21 protein-coding genes are annotated in these 20,749 nt (G+C 44.1%); 16 read left to right on the top strand and 5 right to left on the bottom strand.

From position 1 onward, the window contains the following. Positions 1–10 precede the first annotated feature (10 nt). The 14 genes from mutL (at position 11) to rplI (ending at position 14,347) form a co-directional block, all read left to right on the top strand. Positions 11–1,996, top strand: a complete 1,986-nt coding sequence (gene mutL / locus ACIH2S_RS18085; protein ID WP_430247827.1) for a DNA mismatch repair endonuclease MutL — start codon at positions 11–13, stop codon at positions 1,994–1,996. Then, entirely contained in the window at positions 1,989–2,930 is a 942-nt protein-coding gene (miaA, locus tag ACIH2S_RS18080) for a tRNA (adenosine(37)-N6)-dimethylallyltransferase MiaA (RefSeq protein WP_036948935.1), read from the top strand. The genes mutL and miaA overlap by 8 nt, the downstream gene beginning before the upstream one ends. 107 nt (positions 2,931–3,037) lie before the next feature. Further along, positions 3,038–3,334 (top strand): RNA chaperone Hfq, encoded by a 297-nt coding sequence (gene hfq, locus ACIH2S_RS18075; protein ID WP_006662385.1) that lies wholly within the window; start codon positions 3,038–3,040, stop codon positions 3,332–3,334. Positions 3,335–3,425: 91 nt separating this feature from the next. Next, a complete protein-coding gene (gene hflX / locus ACIH2S_RS18070) occupies positions 3,426–4,706 on the top strand; it encodes a ribosome rescue GTPase HflX (protein WP_430247826.1) in 1,281 nt (426 codons plus the stop codon). A 173-nt stretch (positions 4,707–4,879) separates the two neighbouring features. Further along, the gene (gene hflK / locus ACIH2S_RS18065; protein WP_036948941.1) at positions 4,880–6,091 is read left to right on the top strand and encodes an FtsH protease activity modulator HflK; all 1,212 of its coding nucleotides are present in this window, start codon (positions 4,880–4,882) and stop codon (positions 6,089–6,091) included. Positions 6,092–6,093: 2 nt separating this feature from the next. Then, positions 6,094–7,095 carry a protease modulator HflC gene (gene hflC, locus ACIH2S_RS18060; RefSeq protein WP_036948944.1) on the top strand — a complete coding sequence of 334 codons (1,002 nt, stop codon included), beginning with the start codon at positions 6,094–6,096 and terminating at the stop codon, positions 7,093–7,095. 285 nt (positions 7,096–7,380) lie between these two features. Further along, positions 7,381–8,682 (top strand): adenylosuccinate synthase, encoded by a 1,302-nt coding sequence (locus ACIH2S_RS18055; RefSeq protein ID WP_108478808.1) that lies wholly within the window; start codon positions 7,381–7,383, stop codon positions 8,680–8,682. 292 nt (positions 8,683–8,974) lie between these two features. Continuing rightward, complete coding sequence (gene nsrR, locus ACIH2S_RS18050; protein ID WP_430247825.1) at positions 8,975–9,397, top strand: nitric oxide-sensing transcriptional repressor NsrR; 423 nt, start codon at positions 8,975–8,977, stop codon at positions 9,395–9,397. Positions 9,398–9,438: 41 nt separating this feature from the next. After that, positions 9,439–11,919, top strand: coding sequence for a ribonuclease R (rnr, locus tag ACIH2S_RS18045; protein ID WP_108478809.1), 2,481 nt, complete (start codon positions 9,439–9,441; stop codon positions 11,917–11,919). Between the two features lie 83 nt (positions 11,920–12,002). Further along, entirely contained in the window at positions 12,003–12,740 is a 738-nt protein-coding gene (gene rlmB, locus ACIH2S_RS18040) for a 23S rRNA (guanosine(2251)-2'-O)-methyltransferase RlmB (RefSeq protein WP_036948954.1), read from the top strand. 165 nt (positions 12,741–12,905) lie between these two features. Further along, on the top strand, positions 12,906–13,301 hold the full coding sequence (gene rpsF, locus ACIH2S_RS18035) for a 30S ribosomal protein S6 (protein WP_006657979.1): 396 nt from the start codon (positions 12,906–12,908) through the stop codon (positions 13,299–13,301). Positions 13,302–13,309: 8 nt separating this feature from the next. After that, positions 13,310–13,627: a primosomal replication protein N gene (priB, locus tag ACIH2S_RS18030; protein ID WP_036948958.1), complete on the top strand. Its 318-nt coding sequence runs from the start codon at positions 13,310–13,312 to the stop codon at positions 13,625–13,627. Between the two features lie 4 nt (positions 13,628–13,631). Next, positions 13,632–13,859 carry a 30S ribosomal protein S18 gene (rpsR, locus tag ACIH2S_RS18025; RefSeq protein WP_000135199.1) on the top strand — a complete coding sequence of 76 codons (228 nt, stop codon included), beginning with the start codon at positions 13,632–13,634 and terminating at the stop codon, positions 13,857–13,859. Positions 13,860–13,897: 38 nt separating this feature from the next. Then, positions 13,898–14,347, top strand: a complete 450-nt coding sequence (gene rplI, locus ACIH2S_RS18020) for a 50S ribosomal protein L9 (protein ID WP_036948960.1) — start codon at positions 13,898–13,900, stop codon at positions 14,345–14,347. Between the two features lie 93 nt (positions 14,348–14,440). Here rplI and ACIH2S_RS18015 read toward each other — a convergent pair whose 3' ends face one another. Then, positions 14,441–15,205: a CDP-diacylglycerol diphosphatase gene (locus tag ACIH2S_RS18015; RefSeq protein WP_108478810.1), complete on the bottom strand. Its 765-nt coding sequence runs from the start codon at positions 15,203–15,205 to the stop codon at positions 14,441–14,443. Positions 15,206–15,374: 169 nt separating this feature from the next. Continuing rightward, complete coding sequence (locus ACIH2S_RS18010; protein ID WP_108478811.1) at positions 15,375–15,986, bottom strand: LysM-like peptidoglycan-binding domain-containing protein; 612 nt, start codon at positions 15,984–15,986, stop codon at positions 15,375–15,377. Positions 15,987–16,193: 207 nt separating this feature from the next. Here ACIH2S_RS18010 and ACIH2S_RS18005 point away from each other — a divergent pair, with 207 nt between their 5' ends. Together ACIH2S_RS18005 and cysQ are read left to right on the top strand one after the other, a co-directional pair. Then, positions 16,194–16,814, top strand: coding sequence for a peptidylprolyl isomerase (locus ACIH2S_RS18005; RefSeq protein WP_036949262.1), 621 nt, complete (start codon positions 16,194–16,196; stop codon positions 16,812–16,814). 136 nt (positions 16,815–16,950) lie between these two features. Continuing rightward, positions 16,951–17,685 (top strand): 3'(2'),5'-bisphosphate nucleotidase CysQ, encoded by a 735-nt coding sequence (gene cysQ / locus ACIH2S_RS18000; protein WP_108478812.1) that lies wholly within the window; start codon positions 16,951–16,953, stop codon positions 17,683–17,685. Positions 17,686–17,764: 79 nt separating this feature from the next. On the opposite strand, the gene mqo is transcribed toward cysQ, so the two are convergent. The 3 genes from mqo to ACIH2S_RS17985 form a co-directional block, all read right to left on the bottom strand. Then, the gene (mqo, locus tag ACIH2S_RS17995; protein WP_036948971.1) at positions 17,765–19,258 is read right to left on the bottom strand and encodes a malate dehydrogenase (quinone); all 1,494 of its coding nucleotides are present in this window, start codon (positions 19,256–19,258) and stop codon (positions 17,765–17,767) included. A gap of 8 nt (positions 19,259–19,266) precedes the next feature. Then, the gene (locus ACIH2S_RS17990; RefSeq protein WP_036948974.1) at positions 19,267–19,656 is read right to left on the bottom strand and encodes a cupin domain-containing protein; all 390 of its coding nucleotides are present in this window, start codon (positions 19,654–19,656) and stop codon (positions 19,267–19,269) included. A 488-nt stretch (positions 19,657–20,144) separates the two neighbouring features. Then, the gene (locus tag ACIH2S_RS17985; protein ID WP_036948977.1) at positions 20,145–20,738 is read right to left on the bottom strand and encodes an NUDIX domain-containing protein; all 594 of its coding nucleotides are present in this window, start codon (positions 20,736–20,738) and stop codon (positions 20,145–20,147) included. Positions 20,739–20,749: the final 11 nt, after the last annotated feature.

The following is a 20,749-nucleotide window of genomic DNA, read 5'->3' as shown; positions in this document are numbered from 1 at the left end:
GAATTAGGTTATGGCAATCCAGATCCTTTCTCCTCAATTAGCGAACCAAATAGCGGCGGGTGAAGTGGTCGAGAGACCCGCCTCCGTGGTTAAAGAGTTAGTCGAAAATAGTCTTGATTCAGGGGCAACTCGTATCGATATCGAGATTGAGCGAGGAGGGGAAAAGCTGATCCGTATTCGAGATAATGGCTGTGGGATCAACAAAGATGAGTTGATCCTCGCTTTAGCGCGCCATGCCACCAGTAAAATTGCGACATTAGATGACCTTGAAGCTATCATGAGCATGGGGTTCCGTGGGGAAGCCCTTGCCAGTATTAGCTCTGTTTCCCGCCTGACATTAACCTCCAAACCTGCAGAGCAAACTGAGGCATGGCAATCGTATGCAGAAGGTCGTGACATGCAGGTGACCGTAAAACCCGCAGCCCATCCAAATGGCACTACAGTCGAAGTGCTGGATCTTTTTTACAATACGCCAGCGCGTCGCAAATTTATGCGCACAGAAAAAACCGAGTTTGGGCATATTGATGAAATCGTGCGTCGAATTGCACTTTCCCGCCCTGATGTAGCGATTAATTTGTCGCACAATGGCAAGTTAGTTAAGCAGTATCGTGCAGCGCAAGATGCCAACCAGCAAGAGCGCCGTTTAGGCACAATCTGTGGAACGGGCTTTATGCAAGGCGCGTTAGCGCTTTCATGGGAGCACAGTGATTTAGGAATCAAAGGCTGGGTGGTTACACCATCAACGACGTCTAGCGGAGTCAGTGATATTCAGTATTGCTATGTGAATGGTCGTATGATGCGCGATAAGCTGATCAACCATGCGATCCGTCAAGCTTATGAAGGTTATTTGGATGAGAATCAACAACCTGCTTATGTGCTGTATTTGACCATCGATCCAAAGCAAGTGGATGTGAACGTTCATCCCGCTAAACATGAGGTGCGTTTTCATCAAGCCAGATTAGTGCATGATTTCATTTATCAAGCGGTACGTACTGTATTGCTTAATGCGCTGACGGAAAATGAACTTCCTGGAATAGAGCCAGTATCCAATGAAGTTGAAAACCGTGCATCTGCAGGAGATAACTACTTTGCATCTCCTGCTTCACCAGAAATAGATAAACCGCAAGGATCTCAACGGATTCATGCTAAAGAGCCTTCACTTTCTTATGATGAACCACGAAGTGAATCAGTAATGGGCAAAAGTCGCTCTTTTGCTTCAGGCAATGCAGACAAATCCAGCCCAGTACCAAGCTATAACCGTTCACAACCAAACTACAGCCGCCCAGAGCCAAGTTATGAACGCAAAACGGGAGAGCTATATCAACGTTTGATGTCGATTCCCGTTGCGCCTGAAGATAAAAAACCATTATTCCCTGAAAGAAAGCCGTTGAGTGTCAATGTTGTAGACAGCCAATCTGTAGCGAAAAGTGCGGATAACTACCAATTCGGTAAAGTATTGACAATTTACGCAAAAAACTTTGCATTAATTGAGTCTTCATTAGGGATAATCCTGTTATCCTTGAATGAAGCGAATTACTTACTCAAGCTGGCTCAATTAACGCCAGAAAATGGTGGATTAAAACCTCAACCGTTGCTAATTCCCTTAAAATTGTCACTAAAAAGTGACGAAATAGAGGTTTTGCAACGTTATAAGGAACAATTGACACTATTTGGTATCGATGCCTCGATATTTCATGGAAAAGTAACAATTCATACGGTATCGTTACCGTTAAGAACGCAAAATTTATCGCAGCTTTTTTCTGATTTAATCGTATTTTTGTCAGCAAAAGAGAGTGTCTCGAATGAAAATATCGCGAAATGGCTAGCAAATGCGATTTCTCAGGCAAAAAACGAAGAAAGTTGGAGTTTGGCGCAAGCAGTTCAATTACTGGCTGATGTTGAGCGGATCTGTCCGCAGTGGGTTACAAATCCACCGCCAACATTATTACAATTAATTAATTTACAACCCGTGGTAGCTACACTGACAAATGAGTGATTTAGTAACTCAACAAAAACCAAATGCCATCTTCTTAATGGGGCCAACGGCTTCGGGCAAAACGGCATTGGCCATCGAATTACGCAAGCATTTGCCTGTGGAGATTATTAGTGTCGATTCGGCATTGATTTATCGAGGAATGGATATTGGTACCGCGAAGCCTACTCAAGAAGAGCTTAGCCAAGCCCCGCATCATTTGATAGATATCCTCGATCCATCTCAGCCTTATTCTGCGGCTGATTTTCGTCGTGACGCATTAAATGTAATGGATGAAATTTCGTCTCAAGGTAAGATTCCATTACTGGTCGGCGGCACTATGCTTTATTTTAAAGCCTTATTAGAAGGGTTATCACCGCTGCCATCAGCCTCTCCAGAAGTTCGTGAGGCAATTGAGAAGATAGCGCAAGAACAAGGTTGGGGTGAGGTTCATCGTCGTTTGGCTGAGGTCGATCCCGTCTCTGCGGCACGTATTCATCCTAATGATCCACAAAGATTATCCCGAGCTTTAGAGGTATATCTCATTTCGGGACAAACTTTGACTGAAATGACTCAAACAGCAGGCACAGAATTGCCTTATAATGTGTTTCAGTTTGCTATTGAGCCACAAGATCGTAAAATTTTACATGAGCGTATCGAACGTCGTTTTCGTTTAATGCTAGAAGCAGGGTTTGAAGACGAAGTTAAAGCGCTATACCAACGAGGTGATCTTCATGTTGATTTACCTTCCATTCGTTGTGTAGGTTATCGGCAAATGTGGTCTTATCTCGATGGTGAAATAGATTATGATGAAATGGTTTATCGAGGGATTTGCGCGACGCGCCAATTGGCTAAACGGCAGATCACTTGGTTGAGAAGCTGGGACAATGTTCATCGGTTAGATAGTGAACAACCTCAGCAAGCGCTTGACACCGTTATACAGGTTATTAGTGCATAGGGCTATTCTTTGTGTACAATTAAAGCGTTAAGCGTAATTTTTGAGTAGTAATTTTTAGGAATCGTAAGATTCTCATTTAAAAAACAACAAAATAAGGAAAACATAGAATGGCTAAGGGGCAATCTTTGCAAGATCCGTTCCTGAACGCATTACGTCGTGAAAGGGTTCCGGTCTCTATTTATTTAGTTAATGGTATTAAATTGCAGGGTCAAATCGAATCTTTTGACCAATTTGTTATTTTGCTGAAAAACACAGTTAGCCAGATGGTTTATAAACACGCTATCTCTACTGTGGTTCCAGCACGCCCTGTTTCTCATCATAGCGGTACTGGTACTGCTGGCGCTGGCAATGGCAACTACCACGGTGGTGCTTCTGCTGGGCAAGATGGCGAATCAGCTGAGTAAGACTGTACGCTAAAAACAAGGAAAGCATGGGTAGGGAGACTATACCTGTGTTTTTCCTTTGCAATTATTGTTTAGCCTAAGAGGTTACACCTTGTTTGATAGGTATGAAGGCGGTGAACTAGCTGTACTGGTTCATGTCTTTTTTGATCAAGAAAAAGACATTGATAATTTAGCAGAATTTGAGTCTTTAGTGACGTCTGCTGGCGTTAAACCTGTACAAATAGTAACTGGCAGCCGTAAGGCTCCCCACCCAAAATTTTTCGTTGGGGAAGGGAAAGCTGAAGAAATCGCTGAAGCCGTCGAAGCTAGTTGTGCGGATGTGGTGCTATTTAACCACACGCTTAGCCCTGCTCAAGAACGTAATCTCGAACGGGTTTGCCAATGTAAGGTCGTTGATCGTACAGGGGTAATTTTAGATATATTTGCACAACGTGCGCGTACGCATGAAGGTAAACTTCAAGTTGAATTAGCTCAATTACGGCATTTATCCACTCGCTTAGTGAGAGGATGGACGCACCTTGAGCGACAAAAAGGCGGGATTGGTTTACGTGGTCCCGGCGAAACTCAGCTTGAAACTGACCGCCGATTACTCAGAGATAAAATCAAACAGATTTTATCTCGTCTCGGACGAGTCGAAAAACAGCGTGAGCAAGGTCGCCAATCAAGAAGCAAAGCAGATATTCCAACTGTTTCCTTGGTGGGCTATACCAACGCCGGAAAATCCAGTTTATTTAATCGGATGACGTCGGCAGATGTTTACGCAGCAGACCAACTGTTTGCTACGTTAGATCCTACTTTACGTCGTATCGATGTTGATGATGTAGGAACTGTCGTTTTAGCGGACACCGTGGGTTTTATTCGCCACCTTCCACATGATCTAGTTGCTGCATTTAAAGCAACTCTGCAAGAAACACGTGAAGCCACTTTACTACTCCATGTGATTGATGCAGTTGATGTCCGACTGGATGAAAATATCCAAGCGGTTGACAGTGTGCTGGAAGAAATCGAAGCAAATGAAATCCCAACACTTTTAGTGATGAACAAAGTTGATATGCTCGGCGATTTTGTCCCGCGTATTGACAGAGATGAGGATAACAAGCCGGTTCGTGTCTGGGTTTCAGCGCAAACAGGTGAAGGTATCCCTTTGTTGCTTCAAGCATTAACGGAATGCCTTTCAGGTGAGATCGCACATTTTGAATTGCGTTTACCGCCGAATGAAGGTCGCTTACGGAGTCGTTTTTATCAACTTCAATCCATCGAACGTGAATGGCAAGAAGAAGACGGCACTATTGGACTTGAGGTGCGTATGCCAATGGTGGATTGGCGACGTTTATGTAAGCAGGAGCAACAATTACCTAACTATGTTGTTTAAAAATGATGTTAAAACAGTTAGTTGACTGAATTAACCGCAACACAGTTAGGCAATGGAATTGATATTAAGAGCCCAATATCCTCGACTTGATTCAAGACGCCCATGGGTGAAATGAATGATGAGAAATATCGCTCTTAGCCCTAAAAATCAATCATAAAGAATGGAGCTAAAACATGGCGTGGAATCAGCCCGGTAATGACGGACAAGACCGCGATCCGTGGGGAAGCGGCAATAAAGGCAGCAACTCTGGCGGGAACAAAGGTGGTCGGAAACCTGGGGCTTATGATCTCGACGATCTCTTTCGTAAAATAGGCAGCAAGCTTGGCGGCGGCGGTAATAAAGGCGGCGGCGGTGAAGGTAACAACAAACAGCCATCACAGCTGAGCGGTCGTCTAGGTATGTTAGCACTTGCTGCGGTTGTCGTAGTATGGGCTGGCTCAGGCTTCTATACCATTAAAGAAAGTGACCGTGGCGTAGTATTACGTTTTGGTGAATATAGTGGTGTTGTCGGACCTGGTCTGAACTGGAAACCAACGTTTATCGATCAAGTCATTCCTGTGAACGTTGAAACTGTTCGCGAGCAAGCGACTAACGGTATGATGCTGACATCAGATGAAAACGTTATCCGCGTTGAAATGAACGTCCAGTATCGTGTTACTGATCCTGCTCAATACCTGTTCAGCGTAACTAATCCTGATAATAGCCTGCGTCAAGCGCTGGATAGTGCGGTGCGTGGCGTTATTGGTCAATCTGCTATGGAGCAAGTATTGACTACGAATCGAGCCTTTATCCGTGATGTTACGCAGAAAGAGCTAGAAGCTACGATTGCACCATACAAAATGGGTATTACCCTGCTGGACGTCAACTTCCAAGCGGCTCGTCCGCCAGAAGATGTTAAAGCGGCGTTTGATGATGTAATCTCCGCAAGGGAAGAAGAACAAAAAACAATTCGTGAAGCGCACGCTTACCGAAATGAAGTTCTGCCTCTCGCGAAAGGTAACGCGCAACGTATGATCGAAGAAGCTGAAGCTTACAAGGCGAGCGTCGTCTTCAAAGCAGAGGGTGAGGTCGCAAGCTTTGCGAAAATGCTACCTGAATATCGTGCTGCACCAGAAATTACCCGCGAGCGTTTATACATCGAAACGATGGAACGCGTATTAGCAAATACACGTAAAGTAATTGCTAATGATAAGAGCAACAGCATGTTAGTCCTGCCGTTGGATCAAATCATGCGTGGTGCGACGGGCAATACGCCTGCGGCGCCAAAAGTGAATCAGTCAGCAAGAATGACGAACTCAACGAACAATTCATCTTCTACGAGTTCAGCACCTGCGCAGCCAAACAATTCTGTGCGTGGTGATGCAGTTAGAGTTGGGAGACAATAATCATGCGTAAGTCATTTATTTTTGTAGTGATCGCTGTTTTAGCCGTTGCCTACGCATCAATCTTTATTGTTCCTCAAACTGAGCGCGGTATTGTATTACGCTTTGGTAAGGTTTTACGTGATTCTGAGAATAAACCCATCGTTTATGAACCAGGTCTGCATTTCAAAGTTCCATTTATTGAAACTGTAAAAATGCTAGATGCACGTATTCAAACGTTAGAAATTCAAGCTGACCGTTACCTGACTAGCGAAAACAAAGACTTAATGGTGGATTCATACCTGAAATGGCGTGTTACTGATTTCAGCCGTTACTATGTAGCGACTGGCGGCGGTAACCCATTCCAAGCAGAAACCCTGTTAAAACGTAAGTTCAGTGACCGTTTACGTTCTGAGTTTGGTCGTTTAAGCGTTAAAGACATCATCACTGACTCTCGTGGTCGTTTAACCGTTGATGTTCGCGATGCACTGAACAAAGGTACAGCAACTGACGAAGCAACCAAAGACGCTGATGCTGCAATTGCAGATGCGGCGGCTCGCGTTGAAAAAGAAACTAACTTGAAGCCACTGGTTGTTAACGCAAACAGTATGGCGGCGTTAGGTATCGAAGTGGTTGACGTGCGTATCAAACGTATTGAATTACCAAATGAAGTTTCTGAAGCCATCTATGCACGTATGCGTGCAGAGCGTGAAGCGGTAGCGCGTCAGCATCGTTCACAAGGTCAAGAAGAAGCAACTAAAATTCGTGCGGTAGCGGATAAGACAGTAACAGAAACACTGGCAGAATCAGAGCGTACAGCGCTGACCCTGCGAGGTGAAGGTGATGCAATGGCAACGAAACTGTTTGCTGATGCATTCAACCAAGACCCAGAGTTTTATGCCTTTATTCGTAGCCTGCGTGCTTATGAGCAGAGCTTCAAGAACGGTGATGATGTGATGGTGCTTAGCCCAGACACTGATTTCTTCCGTTTTATGAAGGCGCCAACTAAGCTGCGTTCAACGGATTAAATGATAAACAGATTAAGTTACGTGCAACGAGCTTAAATTACTGTTAATCTAATAAAGAAAAGCCCGCTTCGGTGGGCTTTTTTTCGCCTGTCGTTTTAAGTGATGGATTTTTCAGGGAAAATTTGAGCTGCTCAGGTTGGGAAAATTCACTTTGAGTCTACGACAGAAATAAAACTACCATTTTACTTGCTTTCTAGAAAAAAATTTTTGTAATGCCAAAATATCACTGGAACAGTTCATTTTTGATGGTAGAATTCATTTTTAAGCAACCGAGTGTATTTCGAAATGGGTAAGAACGTTGTCGTACTGGGCACCCAATGGGGTGACGAAGGGAAGGGCAAGATCGTTGACTTGCTGACAGAACGAGCTAAATATGTAGTTCGCTATCAGGGCGGCCATAATGCTGGCCATACTCTTGTTGTAAACGGTGAAAAAACCGTTCTCCACTTAATTCCATCCGGTATTCTTCGTGAAAATGTCATCAGCATCATTGCTAATGGTGTTGTTCTTGCGCCTGATGCTTTAATGAAAGAGATGAAAGAACTGGAAGATCGCGGTGTTCCTGTTCGTGAGCGTTTACGTATCTCTGAAGCATGCCCACTGATCCTGCCTTATCACATCGCATTAGACAATGCGCGTGAAAAAGCGCGTGGAGCAAAAGCTATCGGTACAACTGGTCGTGGCATCGGTCCTGCATACGAAGATAAAGTTGCACGTCGCGGTCTGCGTGTTGGTGACTTATTCGATAAAGCAACTTTCGCTGAAAAATTAAAAGAAATCATCGAATACCATAACTTCCAACTGGTTCACTACTACAAAGAGCCTGCGGTTGATTACCAAAAAACGTTAGATTACGTCATGTCAGTTGCTGACCTTCTGACTAGCATGGTAATTGATGTTTCTGATTTGCTCTACAAAGCGCATCAGAAGAATGAATTAGTGATGTTTGAAGGTGCACAAGGTACGCTGCTGGATATTGACCACGGTACTTATCCGTATGTAACTTCTTCAAACACAACAGCGGGTGGTGTTGCAACAGGCTCGGGCTTAGGTCCACGTTATGTGAACTACGTTCTGGGGATCATCAAAGCTTACTCAACACGTGTTGGTGCGGGTCCATTCCCAACTGAGCTGTTTGATGAAACGGGTGAATTCCTGCGTGAGAAAGGTCAAGAGTTCGGTGCAACCACAGGTCGTAAACGTCGTACTGGTTGGTTAGACATCGTGGCTATCAACCGTGCTGTGCAAATTAACTCTCTGTCAGGTTTCTGCTTAACTAAACTGGACGTTTTAGACGGTTTAGAAGAAGTGAAAATCTGTGTTGGCTACCGTCGTCCAGATGGCAAAGTGTTAGAAACAACACCTTTAGCCGCTGATGAGTGGGAAGGCTTAGAGCCAGTTTACGAAAGCATGCCAGGCTGGAGCGAAACGACTTTCGGTGTTAGAAAAAGAGAGTCATTACCAAAGGCCGCTTTAGCTTACATCCAACGCATTGAAGAACTGACGGGCATTCCTGTTGATATTATTTCAACTGGTCCAGACCGTTCAGAAACGATGATCCTGCGTGATCCGTTTGACGTTGAGTAATAGACAGAACAGCGCTCACTGAGCGCTGTTTTTTTATCTCTCCCATTTTCCTTCCGATGAATTCCTTTTTGATAAAACGCTAAAATTTTCAGATAATATCCATCAAGTTGAACATTATGTGCCATTGCAAGCATCTTTACGGGCAAGGATGGGCTAGACTAAAACTAAGGCGATATACTGTAGAAAATCGTTCAAATTGACCGTTAGATGGTAGCCAAAAAAACAAATATAACGAAAATGGCAGATAAGTATTTCACTACATACTGTAGTACCAAAAATTTTTGAGGTGATTGTGCAGCTGACAAGTTTTACTGATTATGGGTTACGCGCCCTAATTTATTTAGCCGCCCTAGAAAAAGGGCAAATGACGAGTATTACACAAGTCACTGAAGTGTATGGTGTTTCTCGTAATCACATGGTTAAAATTATTAATCAGCTAAGCCACCTTGGCTATGTAAAAGCCACCCGTGGTAAAAATGGCGGGATCGCACTGGGTCAACCGGCGGAATCCATTCGGATCGGTGATGTTGTCCGCGCATTAGAACCACTCACTCTAGTCAATTGTAGTGGCGAATTTTGCCATATTACGCCCGCTTGCCGCCTAAAAGGTGTATTGCAAAAGGCGATACAACAATTTTTACAAGAACTAGACCAATATACGCTAGCGGACATGGTCAAAGATAATGGTCCGCTGTATCAATTACTGCTCGATTAATGTCTCAGTAATTTATCACTCTGATGACAATGGAGGTAACAATGTCAAACGATCCTTTTCAGGAAAGAGAAGCAGAAAAATACGAATCCCCAATTCCGAGTAGAGAGTTTATTTTAGATCTCTTATCTAAGCGCACAGCACCTGCAAACCGTGAAGAAATTGCACAGCTACTCAACCTCTCTACGGAAGATGAATTGGAAGCATTGCGTCGTCGCTTACGTGCGATGGAACGTGATGGGCAGTTAGTTTTCACTCGCCGCAAATGTTATGCATTACCAGAGCGTATTGACCTATTAAAAGGTAAAGTTATTGGTCACCGTGATGGTTATGGTTTCTTGCGTGTCGAAGGTAAAAAAGAAGATTACTACTTATCTCAAGATGAGATGAAGCGCGCTTTACATGGTGATGTGATTTTGGCTCAACCTTATGGTCAAGACCGTAAAGGGCGTACTGAAGTGCGTGTTGTACGTGTATTAGAGCCGCGCAATAACCAAATTGTTGGACGCTATTTTATTGAAGCGGGAATGGGGTTTGTTGTTCCTGATGATAGCCGTTTAAGTTTCGATATTTTAATTCCGAAAGACAAACAGTGTGGCGCCCGTATGGGTAACGTGGTGGTGGTAGAATTAGAAACTCGCCCACAACGCCGCTCTCAAGCTGTTGGGAATATTATTGAAGTACTCGGTGAGACTATGGGTACGGGTATGGCGGTAGAAATCGCATTACGTACTCATGAAATTCCGCACTCTTGGCCGCCACAAGTGACAAAGCAAGTGGCTGATTACAGTGAAACAGTCCCTGAAGCTGCGAAGAAAGGGCGTGTGGATCTACGCGATCTTCCACTCGTTACCATCGATGGCGAAGACGCTCGTGACTTCGATGACGCCGTTTACTGTGCACCGAAAAAAGGTGGCGGTTGGCGTTTATGGGTGGCGATTGCGGATGTGAGCTATTATGTCCGCCCACAAACGGCACTGGATACGGAAGCCCATAGCCGTGGTAACTCGGTCTACTTCCCATCCCAAGTTGTGCCAATGCTACCGGAAGTACTGTCTAACGGATTATGTTCACTAAACCCAGGCGTAGATCGTCTGTGTATGGTATGTGAAATGACGGTTTCGGCATCTGGAAAACTTTCTTCATATAAATTCTATGAAGCGGTGATGAGCTCCCACGCGCGTTTAACCTACACCAAAGTGTGGAAAATGCTGCAAGGGGATGAAGAGCTACGCGAGCATTACAAAGCGTTAGTGCCTCATATCGAGCATTTACACCAATTATACAAAGCGTTAGATGCAGCACGTATTGAGCGTGGCGCTATCTCGTTTGAGTCTGAAGAAGCCAAATTTATCTTCAATGCGGAACGTCGCATTGAGCGTATTGAGCCTGTAGAGCGTAATGATGCACACAAATTAATTGAAGAGTGCATGATTTTAGCTAATATTGCGGCGGCGCGATTTGTTGAGAAAAACGAAGAGCCTGCACTATACCGTGTGCATGACCGTCCGAAAGAAGAGAGCGTTATGAACTTACGCTCAGTATTCAGCGAGTTAGGTTTAACACTGCCGGGTGGCATGAAGCCAGAGCCAAGAGATTACGCCCAAGTAATGAACGAAGTGGCTGAGCGCCCAGACCATGAGCTATTGCAGACTATGATTTTGCGTTCAATGAAGCAAGCGATTTATGATCCAGAAAACCGCGGTCACTTTGGTTTAGGTCTAAAATCGTATGCGCACTTTACCTCGCCAATTCGTCGTTATCCTGACTTAACTTTGCACCGTGGTATTAAATACTTACTGGCAAAAGAGCATGGTCATGGGGATAAGCGCTGGACGGAAACGGGCGGATGGCACTCCGATATGGACAGCATGCTGCAATTGGGCGAGCACTGCTCACTGACTGAGCGCCGTGCCGATGAAGCTACCCGTGACGTCGCAGATTGGTTAAAATGTGACTTCATGCAAGACCAAGTGGGACAAGTATTTACTGGACTTATCACTAGCGTGACAGGTTTCGGTTTCTTTGTTCGCTTAAATGACCTATTCATTGATGGCTTAGTGCATATCTCAACCCTCGATAACGACTATTATCGTTATGATGCGGTTGGACAGCGCTTAATTGGTGAATCTTCCGGTACAACTTATCGCCTTGGCGATGAAGTGGAAATCCGTGTAGAAGCGGTACATATGGATGAGCGCACCATTGATTTTGCTTTAATTTCAACGACACGAAAAGCGAAAAACCCGGGCAAAACCACGCGGGATAAGATGAAGAAAGAAGTTAAAAATGCGACACGTTCAGCCCGTCGAAAAGGCGATGTGAGCAAAGAAAAAAACTTCGAACCTGATTCTGCATTTCGTCGTTCAGAGAAAAAAGGCAAGAAAGACAGCAAAGACGCTAAACCTGAAGGTAAAGGAAACGGTAAAGCGAAAAGCAAAAAGCCGTCCGATAAAACCAAAAAAATCAGTGCCAAGTTAAAAGCAAAACGCGTGGCGAAAAAATCCCAAAAACAAGAGGGATAAGCGCGTTTCATGATACAAGGTGGCGGGCAATCGCCACCTTTTGATTTTCCACCTATTTAATGTTCTCAACCTAAAAGATATTTATGAGCGAAATTATTTATGGCATTCACGCAGTGAAAGCCCTGCTTGAGCGTTCTCCGCAACGTATTAAAGAAGTCTATATTTTAAAAGGTCGTGAAGACCGCCGCCTGATGCCTATCGTTCATGAAATCGAAGCGTTGGGGATTGTGGTGCAAGTGGCAAATCGCCAATGGATGGACGCACAAACTGAAGGTGCAGTACACCAAGGGATTATCGCCAATGTGTTAGCCGGTAAACAGTATCAAGAAGGGGATCTTCCAGATTTACTGGAAAGCACCGAATCGCCATTTTTACTGATCCTCGACGGTGTGACTGACCCACATAACTTAGGTGCGTGTTTACGTAGTGCAGACGCAGCCGGTGTTCATGCAGTGATTGTTCCTAAAGACAAATCCGCACAATTGAACGCAACCGCGAAGAAAGTGGCATGTGGTGCAGCGGAAAATGTTCCGCTGATCCGTGTGACTAACTTGGCAAGAACCTTACGTTTACTGCAAGAGTACAATGTGTGGATTGTCGGCACCGCTGGCGAAGCTGACCATAACTTGTATCAAAGTAAACTGACTGGCGCTATCGCATTAGTGATGGGCGCGGAAGGTGAAGGTATGCGTCGTTTGACTCGCGAACATTGCGACGAGCTGATTAGCATCCCAATGGCGGGCTCAGTTTCATCGCTGAACGTCTCTGTGGCAACGGGCGTGTGCCTGTTTGAAGCAGTACGTCAACGCATTGCCAAATAAATCATAAAATAATTTTTGCTTAATTTGTCCCCATCTCTTGAGTTTTTTATCTGGGATGGGTATAGTTACGCGTCAATTTTTTAGCCGCACTCAACAAGTTCCTTGCCTCCGCGGGCCGCGGTTAACCCAGACAGGAGGCTAATAATCCGTAAGGAGCAACTACTAATGCGTCATTACGAAATCGTTTTTATGGTCCATCCTGACCAAAGCGAACAGGTTCCGGGCATGATCGAGCGTTACAGTGCTGTTATCACTAACGCACAAGGTCAGATTCACCGTCTGGAAGACTGGGGCCGTCGTCAACTGGCTTACCCAATCAACAAACTGCACAAAGCTCACTATGTTCTGCTGAACGTAGAAGCTCCACAGGAAGCGATTGATGAGCTGGAAACTAACTTCCGCTTCAACGATGCCGTTATCCGCAGCATGGTTATGCGCTTAAAACACGCAGTAACAGAAGCTTCTCCAATGGTCAAAGCCAAAGACGAACGTCGCGGCCGTGACATGTCTGATGATTATCAAGACGAAGAAGCAGAAGAAACTGGGGATTCTGAAGAGTAATTGCTCAGGTGATCACTAATCGTCTAGTGTTGACAGGCACAGTCTGTAAAGCATTGATTCGAAAAGTGAGTCCGTCCGGCATTCCACATTGCCAGTTTGTTTTAGAACATCGTTCTGGACAACAGGAAGCTGGAATGTCACGGCAAGCATGGTGCAGAATGCCCGTCATTGCCAGCGGACAAGCCTTACAAACCCATACTCACAGTATAACGGTCGGCAGTCTGATTACTGTTACAGGTTTCATTAGCACCCATCAGGGACGTAATGGAATCAGTAAATTAGTCTTACATGCCGAGCAGATTGATTTGATAGATTCTGGAGACTAGCCATATGGCACGTTATTTCCGTCGTCGCAAGTTCTGCCGTTTCACAGCGGAAGGCGTTCAAGAGATCGACTATAAAGATATCGCAACGCTGAAAAACTATATCACTGAAAGTGGTAAAATTGTACCAAGCCGTATCACCGGTACTCGTGCAAAATATCAACGCCAGCTCGCTCGTGCTATCAAGCGCGCTCGCTACCTGTCTCTGTTACCATACACTGATCGTCATCAGTAATTGGTACAGTCCATTAACGACTAATAGAGGATAAGGTAATGCAAGTTATTCTGCTTGATAAAGTAGCTAACCTAGGTAGCCTGGGTGACCAAGTTAACGTTAAATCGGGCTACGCTCGTAACTTCTTAGTACCACAGGGCAAAGCTGTTCCTGCAACTAAGAAAAACGTTGAATTCTTCGAAGCTCGCCGCGCTGAACTGGAAGCTAAATTAGCTGACGTTCTGGCAGCAGCACAGGCTCGTGCAGCAGCTGTTACTGCGCTGGGTTCTGTTACTCTGGCTTCTAAAGCTGGTGACGAAGGTAAACTGTTCGGTTCAATCGGTACTCGTGACATCGCTGACGCAATCACTGCGGCTGGCGTTAAAGTTGCGAAAAGCGAAGTTCGCCTGCCAAACGGCGTTCTGCGTACTACTGGTGACCACGAAGTTCACTTCCAGTTACACAGCGATGTTTTCGCAGAGCTGAACGTTATCATCGTTGCTGAGTAATCAATAATGATGATAGTTGCCACTGTTAACGCGGTGGCACAATAAAAAAACACCGGAAATCCGGTGTTTTTTTATTTCTAACGCAGGTAAAATTTACTGATTAACTGAACATTGGTAATCCAGCAATTCTCCCGTACTACCTAAATTAAACTGCCAAACATCCATCCGATTCGCTAATAATACCATCGAACCATCTTTTAGCTCAGTCACCGCCAGTCCATAGTTCCCCATGCTGTCATTATGTGCTTGAACATATTCATTTAGCTGCTTGAAAGGGCTTTGTTGGCTATCTAACTTTTTCGCCCAATATTCATGCCCTTCCAATTCCACTGGAAAAACATGCCACTCAGATTTAATCGCATCTGCATGTTGGTTAACTAGCTCAATAACCTGCGGTTTTAGGCAAGCAATATGGATATGAAGTTGATCTTGGGAACGCCCATATTGTGAATTAATCGCTAAAGCGAGTTTATCATCGCTAATAACGGGTTGACCCGCGGGGCTAACACTCTCACGTTCATTCCAGGCAAGCGTAAAGTAATCCGGACTATTATCTTCGAGTAATAAAGGGGATTCGATACCACTGACTTTATCGGTTGGCAGTACCAAATTATGAACCGGGCCTTTTTTATCTTTGAAGAGTACATAGCGATTGTCTAAATCCACTTTCATGCAAGATGGATTACGCTGGTCAGGATCATTGATAGCAATGCACTGCTGGCTAATGATATTCCACAGCCCATCTGCATGGTATTTAATCCATGAAATATAGCCAATAAGACTGAGTAGTAGGAGTAAAACTACGGCGGCAATAATTTTAATGAGCTTCTTTGTGCAGGTATTGTTGTTTTTCTGCATAGATTGTCCTGTTCTTTTCCCTGTTTAACTATTAAGTGTAATAAAGAACAGTGATTATACGTAGTTTATGGTGAGAAACGTCATCAAATAACGTCTCAATTGAATTTTTATTCTGAAAATAAAAGAAAGGTCGGGGTATTGTATGAAATCCCCGACGTTAAAATATAAATTAAGGTGTTCGGTAATAGCTACCATCGCTTAAGCGCGTAAAGCTATAGGTTTGACCGTTAGTCGCTGTAATTTCCAGCTGTTGAACTTCACCTTTCCCATTGGCTTTCAATCGGATTTTCTGCCCTTGCTGCAAGTTGCTAAGGGGTTTTTCTGAACCTTCAGCTTTTGCCATGATAAAGGCATCATTTGCCTGCAAGTTATTATCACGAAATAGCTGCGCCAATGTTTTTCCTTTCTGAACGCGATAATTCTGCCATTCATTAGCTGACGGGCGAGTGGTTGGTGGCGTGGATGGCTGTGATGGCACGCTGGTGCTTGGCTGCTGTGTCGGCAGAGACGTTTGCGGCTCTTGAATAATTTCAGGCTCACTTGGCAATGGCGGTGATGTATCTGGGATGTTGGTTGTCGGTTGCTCTGGTTGCGATAACACCGTATCAGGGATTGGATTAGGCAGCGAAGTCGGTGGGATCACAATAGGTTGGTTTGGCACATTGCTTGTATTATTTGGGGTGGAATTAGATTTATCGCCAGTAGGCCAAAATAAGGCAGCAATAACGATCAGCGCTAGAATAGCAATTCCATAGCGATGAAAAGTGGATAGTCTCAACATGACCCCTCCTATATTTGAGGAATAATTAATCACAGACGTTTTAACGCATACTAGCACTATTTACGCGTAAATTAACAAGTTGAAGACTAATTTAGGAGAACACTGAATAATTTAGACAGTTTTATTCTTCCGTTATCGGGTTTAGGTTTACCCATAGGAAAGGGGCTGCTATCCTTGGTTTTTCTCAAAAATGAAATGGGTATTTTCATGGCAAACCAAAACTTTGATTCAGTAGAAGCTCAAGCGAGCTATGGCATTGGTCTACAAATTGGACAGCAATTATTAGAATCAGGACTAGAAGGTTTAGTTCCAGACGCAATTTTAGCGGGTCTGACTGATTCTTTAGAAGGCAACATGCCATCAGTTCCAGTTGAAGCTCTGCATAAAGCACTGCGTGAAATGCACGAGCGTGCAGATGCAGTTCGCCAAGAGCGTCAAAAAGAACTGGCTGCAGAAGGTCAAAAATTCTTAGATGAAAACCAGAAGAAAGACGGCGTATCGACTACTGAGTCTGGTTTGCAATTCTCTGTGATCAACCAAGGTGAAGGTGCAATCCCAGCTCGTTCTGACCGTGTTCGCGTTCATTACACCGGTCGTTTAATTGACGGTACTGTGTTCGACAGTTCCGTACAGCGCGGTCAGCCAGCAGAATTCCCAGTAAGCGGCGTGATCCCTGGTTGGATTGAAGCACTGACATTAATGCCAGTGGGTTCAAAATGGGAATTATACATTCCTCATGAATTAGCTTACGGTGAGCGTGGTGCTGGCGCATCCATTCCGCCATTCAGCACCCTCGTTTTCGAAGTTGAGTTACTGGAAATTTTATAATTTTCTGACTGACTTACAGAAAAGAATAATAGCCTCATTCGCTTGCCATTTTGGTATAGCTAATGAGGCTTTTTTATTAGCGTAAATATTCTGCTCTTGTTACTCTTAAAGGCTTAGTGTCATTAGGGGAAATAAAATGCGCCAACAACTTTGTACGCTTGCCCGAGAGGCGGGTGATGCCATCATGAAAATCTACAATGGGCATGCGCCATTGCGGGTTGAACATAAACAAGATGATTCCCCTGTCACGGCTGCGGATATTGCTGCCCATCAAATCATCAAGAAGGGGCTTTCAGGTTTATCACCTGATATCCCTCAACTTTCAGAAGAAGATCCACCAGAATGGTCTGTACGTCGTGATTGGCAACGTTACTGGCTTATTGACCCATTGGATGGAACTAAAGAATTCATTAATCGCAATGGTGACTTCACCGTGAATATTGCGTTAATTGAAAATGGCATTCCAGTCATGGGGGTGGTTTTCGCACCCGCAAAAGGTTTGATGTATTACGCCGAAGGCTCTCAAGCGTGGAAAGAAGAGCATGGACAAGTTCAGCGCATTCACGTCAAAGCTGCGACGCCGCCTGTGGTGGTGATCAGCCGTTCTCATCAAGACCCCCAATTGATGGCGTATCTCGCTAACCTTCCGGAACATCGCACAGCTGAGATAGGTTCATCGCTAAAATTTTGTTTAGTGGCGGAAGGCTGCGCGCAGTTATATCCTCGTTTTGGACCGACTAATATCTGGGATACAGCCGCAGGGCATGCAGTGGCATTAGGTGCAGGGGCAAGCGTGGTGGATTGGCAGGGAAATACACTGGATTATTCCCCGAGAGAGTCTTTTTTGAACCCCGGTTTTGAATGTCGTTAAGATAGCGAAAATAGCAAGATAATAAAAAGTCGGGTAGCTAATGATCAACTTCCCCGACTTGAACAATATGATTTAATGTTTAGTTATCTAATTGCAGCACTTTAGCCGTTGCAGTACGAATATCTAAACATGCTTTTGCATCCTGTTTTAAATCAATTCCATAAGTTGGAATGATAGTCTTCAGGCGTGCTTCCCAACCATCCGCAGAGAGTTGATCTGCAAAGCAGGTTTTCAGTACATTGAGTGCGATAAACGCAGCAGTCGATGCGCCCGGTGATGCACCCATTAATACGGTGAACGATTTATCTGCACTCGTAATCAGCTCAGTACCGAACTCTAATACGCCTTTTTTCACCGGATCAGGTTTAATGATCTGAACGCGTTGACCCGCGACCACTTCTTTCCAATCTTCACGCTGCGCATCAGGATAGAATTTTTGCAGCATAGAGAATTGATGGGCAGACGTTTGCAGCACTTGTCCCACGAGATATTCAGCCAATGACCAATCATCTTTCGCGATGGCAAGCATCGGTTCAATATTGTTCAGTCTGATGGAATCAAACAGATCCAAATAAGATCCATGTTTTAGGAACTTACTCGAGAAACCAGCATAGGGTCCAAACAGTAAAGAGCGTTTTCCGCCGATGATACGGGTATCTAAATGCGGTACAGACATCGGTGGTGAGCCCTTATCGGCTTTTCCGTAAACTTTGGCGTGGTGGCGAGCAGCGACTTTTTCATCGTCACAGCGCAACCAAATTCCACTCACAGGGAATCCGCCATAGCCTTTACCTTCCGGAATACCGGATTTTTGCAGTAATTCAATGGCGCGACCACCGGCTCCCACAAACACAAATTTTGCGGATGTGATGGTTTTTTCGTGGGTCAGAAGGTTCTTCACTTCCACATTCCAGCGCCCATCAGGCGTCTGTGTCACATCAATCACTTCATGTTTATAGTGAAGAGAAAACCCTTTTTGTTCGCTCAGTTGCGCCATCAATAAGTGGGTTAAGGCACCGTAATCTACGTCAGCCCCAGTAACGACACGGGTAACCGCAATTTTTTCATTAGGATCACGGCCTTCAACCACTAATGGCGCCCACTCATCAATCTGTTTTAGGTCATCGCTGTATTCCATATTATGGTAACAGTGATGGGCAGACATTTGACGGAAACGTTGTTGTAAAAACTTGATGTTGTCTGCACCAGAGACAAAGCTCATGTGTGGACAAGGGTGGATAAAGTCCCGTGGATTTTTGATTTTGCCTTTGGTGACTAAGTAGGACCATAGCTGGCGAGATAGGTCAAATTCAGTGTTTACTTCAAGGGCTTTGCTGATATCTACCGTGCCATCAGGGTTTGGCGGGGTATAGTTCATTTCACAGTTTGCTGCGTGACCTGTTCCCGCGTTATTCCATGGATGGGAACTCTCTTGGGCACAATCATTTAATCTTTCGAATACCGCGATAGTGAGATTTGGCTCCAGCTCTTTAAGAAAAGTGCCGAGCGTGGCGCTCATGATCCCCGCACCGACTAGTGCGATATCAACATTTTCTGCAATGGGTTTAGTCATGGAAATCCCTATTTTTTATTCGGAGTGAAACACAAGTCTGTACCGTCTTGATACACCACATAAGCGCGTCTCCAAGGCTCATCACCAATCAGACGCCATTTGTGTCCTGTTCCGGTGTTGTCTTGAGCAAGCAGAATGTCACCTGGTTTGATAATAAATGTGGAGCCATCTTTGGTTTCGAACTCTAAGGTACCAGTGAGGGTGATTACATAGCGAGGAACGGGGTCTTTATGCCAATCCCACGAGCCACCTGAAACGGTTTCGCGGAAGGTGAGCTCACTGACGGCAATGACAGGGCTTTGGTCATCTCCACGAGCAACACCATTCAGTTCAATGGTGCCTTCTTCAAACAGAGAGTTACCGTCTTCACCTGTCCACATACGAATACAACGGATCATCTTATTTAGCTCCTTAACTTAAGAATAATATTGCTTAATAACTAAGATAATATTCAGTGTTTCGATTTTTACCTTAACGAAAAATAGTGAAGTTCAGAAAATAGGATGTCTTTAAATCTAAAGTTTTTTAATGGCAAGGTCAAAGTTAATATTTTTAAGTGAAAGTATTTTATTGAAAAAATAGACTTTTTAATTTTATCGATGATTGTTTTTGGATGGGTTTATTTGATGTTTTTTTAATTTAAATCAAAGCGATAAAAGATAATTCTTTTTTGATGGAATAAACTCTATTTTATTCTTTTTATTATCGAGTTTAGATGCTCGGCAATGGAAAGTGTAATAAATTGTAATTTATAAAAAATAAGAGAATAAAGTATGAAAATAAGAAAGAGAATAGAAAAATAAATAGCAAAGAAATCGATTAATGATGACTATATAAAATGGTTTAAGAGTAGAAGGGTAAAAATGCTATTTTCACCCTTTAAAAATTAACTATTTTTTGGATTTAGAATTCCGCTTAAGGCGAGATGTTGAATAAGCATAATGGTTTTGCCATCCATGATTTCACCATTTTTGATAGCGGCAAGTGCATCAGGGAATGACCATTCCATAACCTCAATATCTTCACCTTCATCAGCGAGTCCGCCACCATCACTTTGGCGGTCTTTATCACTGTATTGGGCAATGTAAAAATGCAGCTTTTCTGTGACGGAGCCTGGGCTCATAAAGGCTTCAAACACCTTTTCGATATTATCAATTTTATAGCCAGTCTCTTCTTCGGCTTCAGCAATAATTCTTGCTTCAGGGGAAGAACCTTCAAGTAGTCCGGCAGCGGCTTCAATCAGCAACTGTTTATATCCAGAAACGTACATTGGCATACGGAATTGACGGATCAAGATAATGCTATTTTTGGATGTGTTATACAGCAAAATGACAGCGCCATCGCCACGGTCATACACTTCACGCTCTTGTTTTTGCCAAGAACCGTCGTGTCGCTGTAATTCATAGGTATATTTTTTGAGAATGTACCAATTATCTGACAGTAATTTTTCGCTGATATTCCTAACTTGAGGCTGTTTCATAAATAAGTCGC

The organism is Providencia lanzhouensis (genome assembly GCF_050469745.1).
In the GTDB taxonomy this organism is placed as follows: domain Bacteria; phylum Pseudomonadota; class Gammaproteobacteria; order Enterobacterales; family Enterobacteriaceae; genus Providencia; species Providencia lanzhouensis.
This window is presented reverse-complemented; position numbering and strand designations above follow the sequence as displayed.

Excerpts from the sequence above, each read along its gene's own strand:
- ACIH2S_RS17985 (WP_036948977.1), bottom strand. The coding sequence starts at position 20,738 with ATGAAACAGCCTCAAGTTAGGAATATCAGCGAAAAATTACTGTCAGAT.
- rpsF (WP_006657979.1), top strand. The coding sequence starts at position 12,906 with ATGCGTCATTACGAAATCGTTTTTATGGTCCATCCTGACCAAAGCGAA.
- hfq (WP_006662385.1), top strand. The coding sequence starts at position 3,038 with ATGGCTAAGGGGCAATCTTTGCAAGATCCGTTCCTGAACGCATTACGT.
- ACIH2S_RS18010 (WP_108478811.1), bottom strand. The coding sequence starts at position 15,986 with ATGTTGAGACTATCCACTTTTCATCGCTATGGAATTGCTATTCTAGCG.
- rpsR (WP_000135199.1), top strand. The coding sequence starts at position 13,632 with ATGGCACGTTATTTCCGTCGTCGCAAGTTCTGCCGTTTCACAGCGGAA.
- mutL (WP_430247827.1), top strand. The coding sequence starts at position 11 with ATGGCAATCCAGATCCTTTCTCCTCAATTAGCGAACCAAATAGCGGCG.
- rnr (WP_108478809.1), top strand. The coding sequence starts at position 9,439 with ATGTCAAACGATCCTTTTCAGGAAAGAGAAGCAGAAAAATACGAATCC.
- ACIH2S_RS17990 (WP_036948974.1), bottom strand. The coding sequence starts at position 19,656 with ATGATCCGTTGTATTCGTATGTGGACAGGTGAAGACGGTAACTCTCTG.
- cysQ (WP_108478812.1), top strand. The coding sequence starts at position 16,951 with ATGCGCCAACAACTTTGTACGCTTGCCCGAGAGGCGGGTGATGCCATC.
- rlmB (WP_036948954.1), top strand. The coding sequence starts at position 12,003 with ATGAGCGAAATTATTTATGGCATTCACGCAGTGAAAGCCCTGCTTGAG.
- mqo (WP_036948971.1), bottom strand. The coding sequence starts at position 19,258 with ATGACTAAACCCATTGCAGAAAATGTTGATATCGCACTAGTCGGTGCG.
- ACIH2S_RS18055 (WP_108478808.1), top strand. The coding sequence starts at position 7,381 with ATGGGTAAGAACGTTGTCGTACTGGGCACCCAATGGGGTGACGAAGGG.
- miaA (WP_036948935.1), top strand. The coding sequence starts at position 1,989 with ATGAGTGATTTAGTAACTCAACAAAAACCAAATGCCATCTTCTTAATG.
- ACIH2S_RS18005 (WP_036949262.1), top strand. The coding sequence starts at position 16,194 with ATGGCAAACCAAAACTTTGATTCAGTAGAAGCTCAAGCGAGCTATGGC.
- rplI (WP_036948960.1), top strand. The coding sequence starts at position 13,898 with ATGCAAGTTATTCTGCTTGATAAAGTAGCTAACCTAGGTAGCCTGGGT.
- ACIH2S_RS18015 (WP_108478810.1), bottom strand. The coding sequence starts at position 15,205 with ATGCAGAAAAACAACAATACCTGCACAAAGAAGCTCATTAAAATTATT.
- hflC (WP_036948944.1), top strand. The coding sequence starts at position 6,094 with ATGCGTAAGTCATTTATTTTTGTAGTGATCGCTGTTTTAGCCGTTGCC.
- hflK (WP_036948941.1), top strand. The coding sequence starts at position 4,880 with ATGGCGTGGAATCAGCCCGGTAATGACGGACAAGACCGCGATCCGTGG.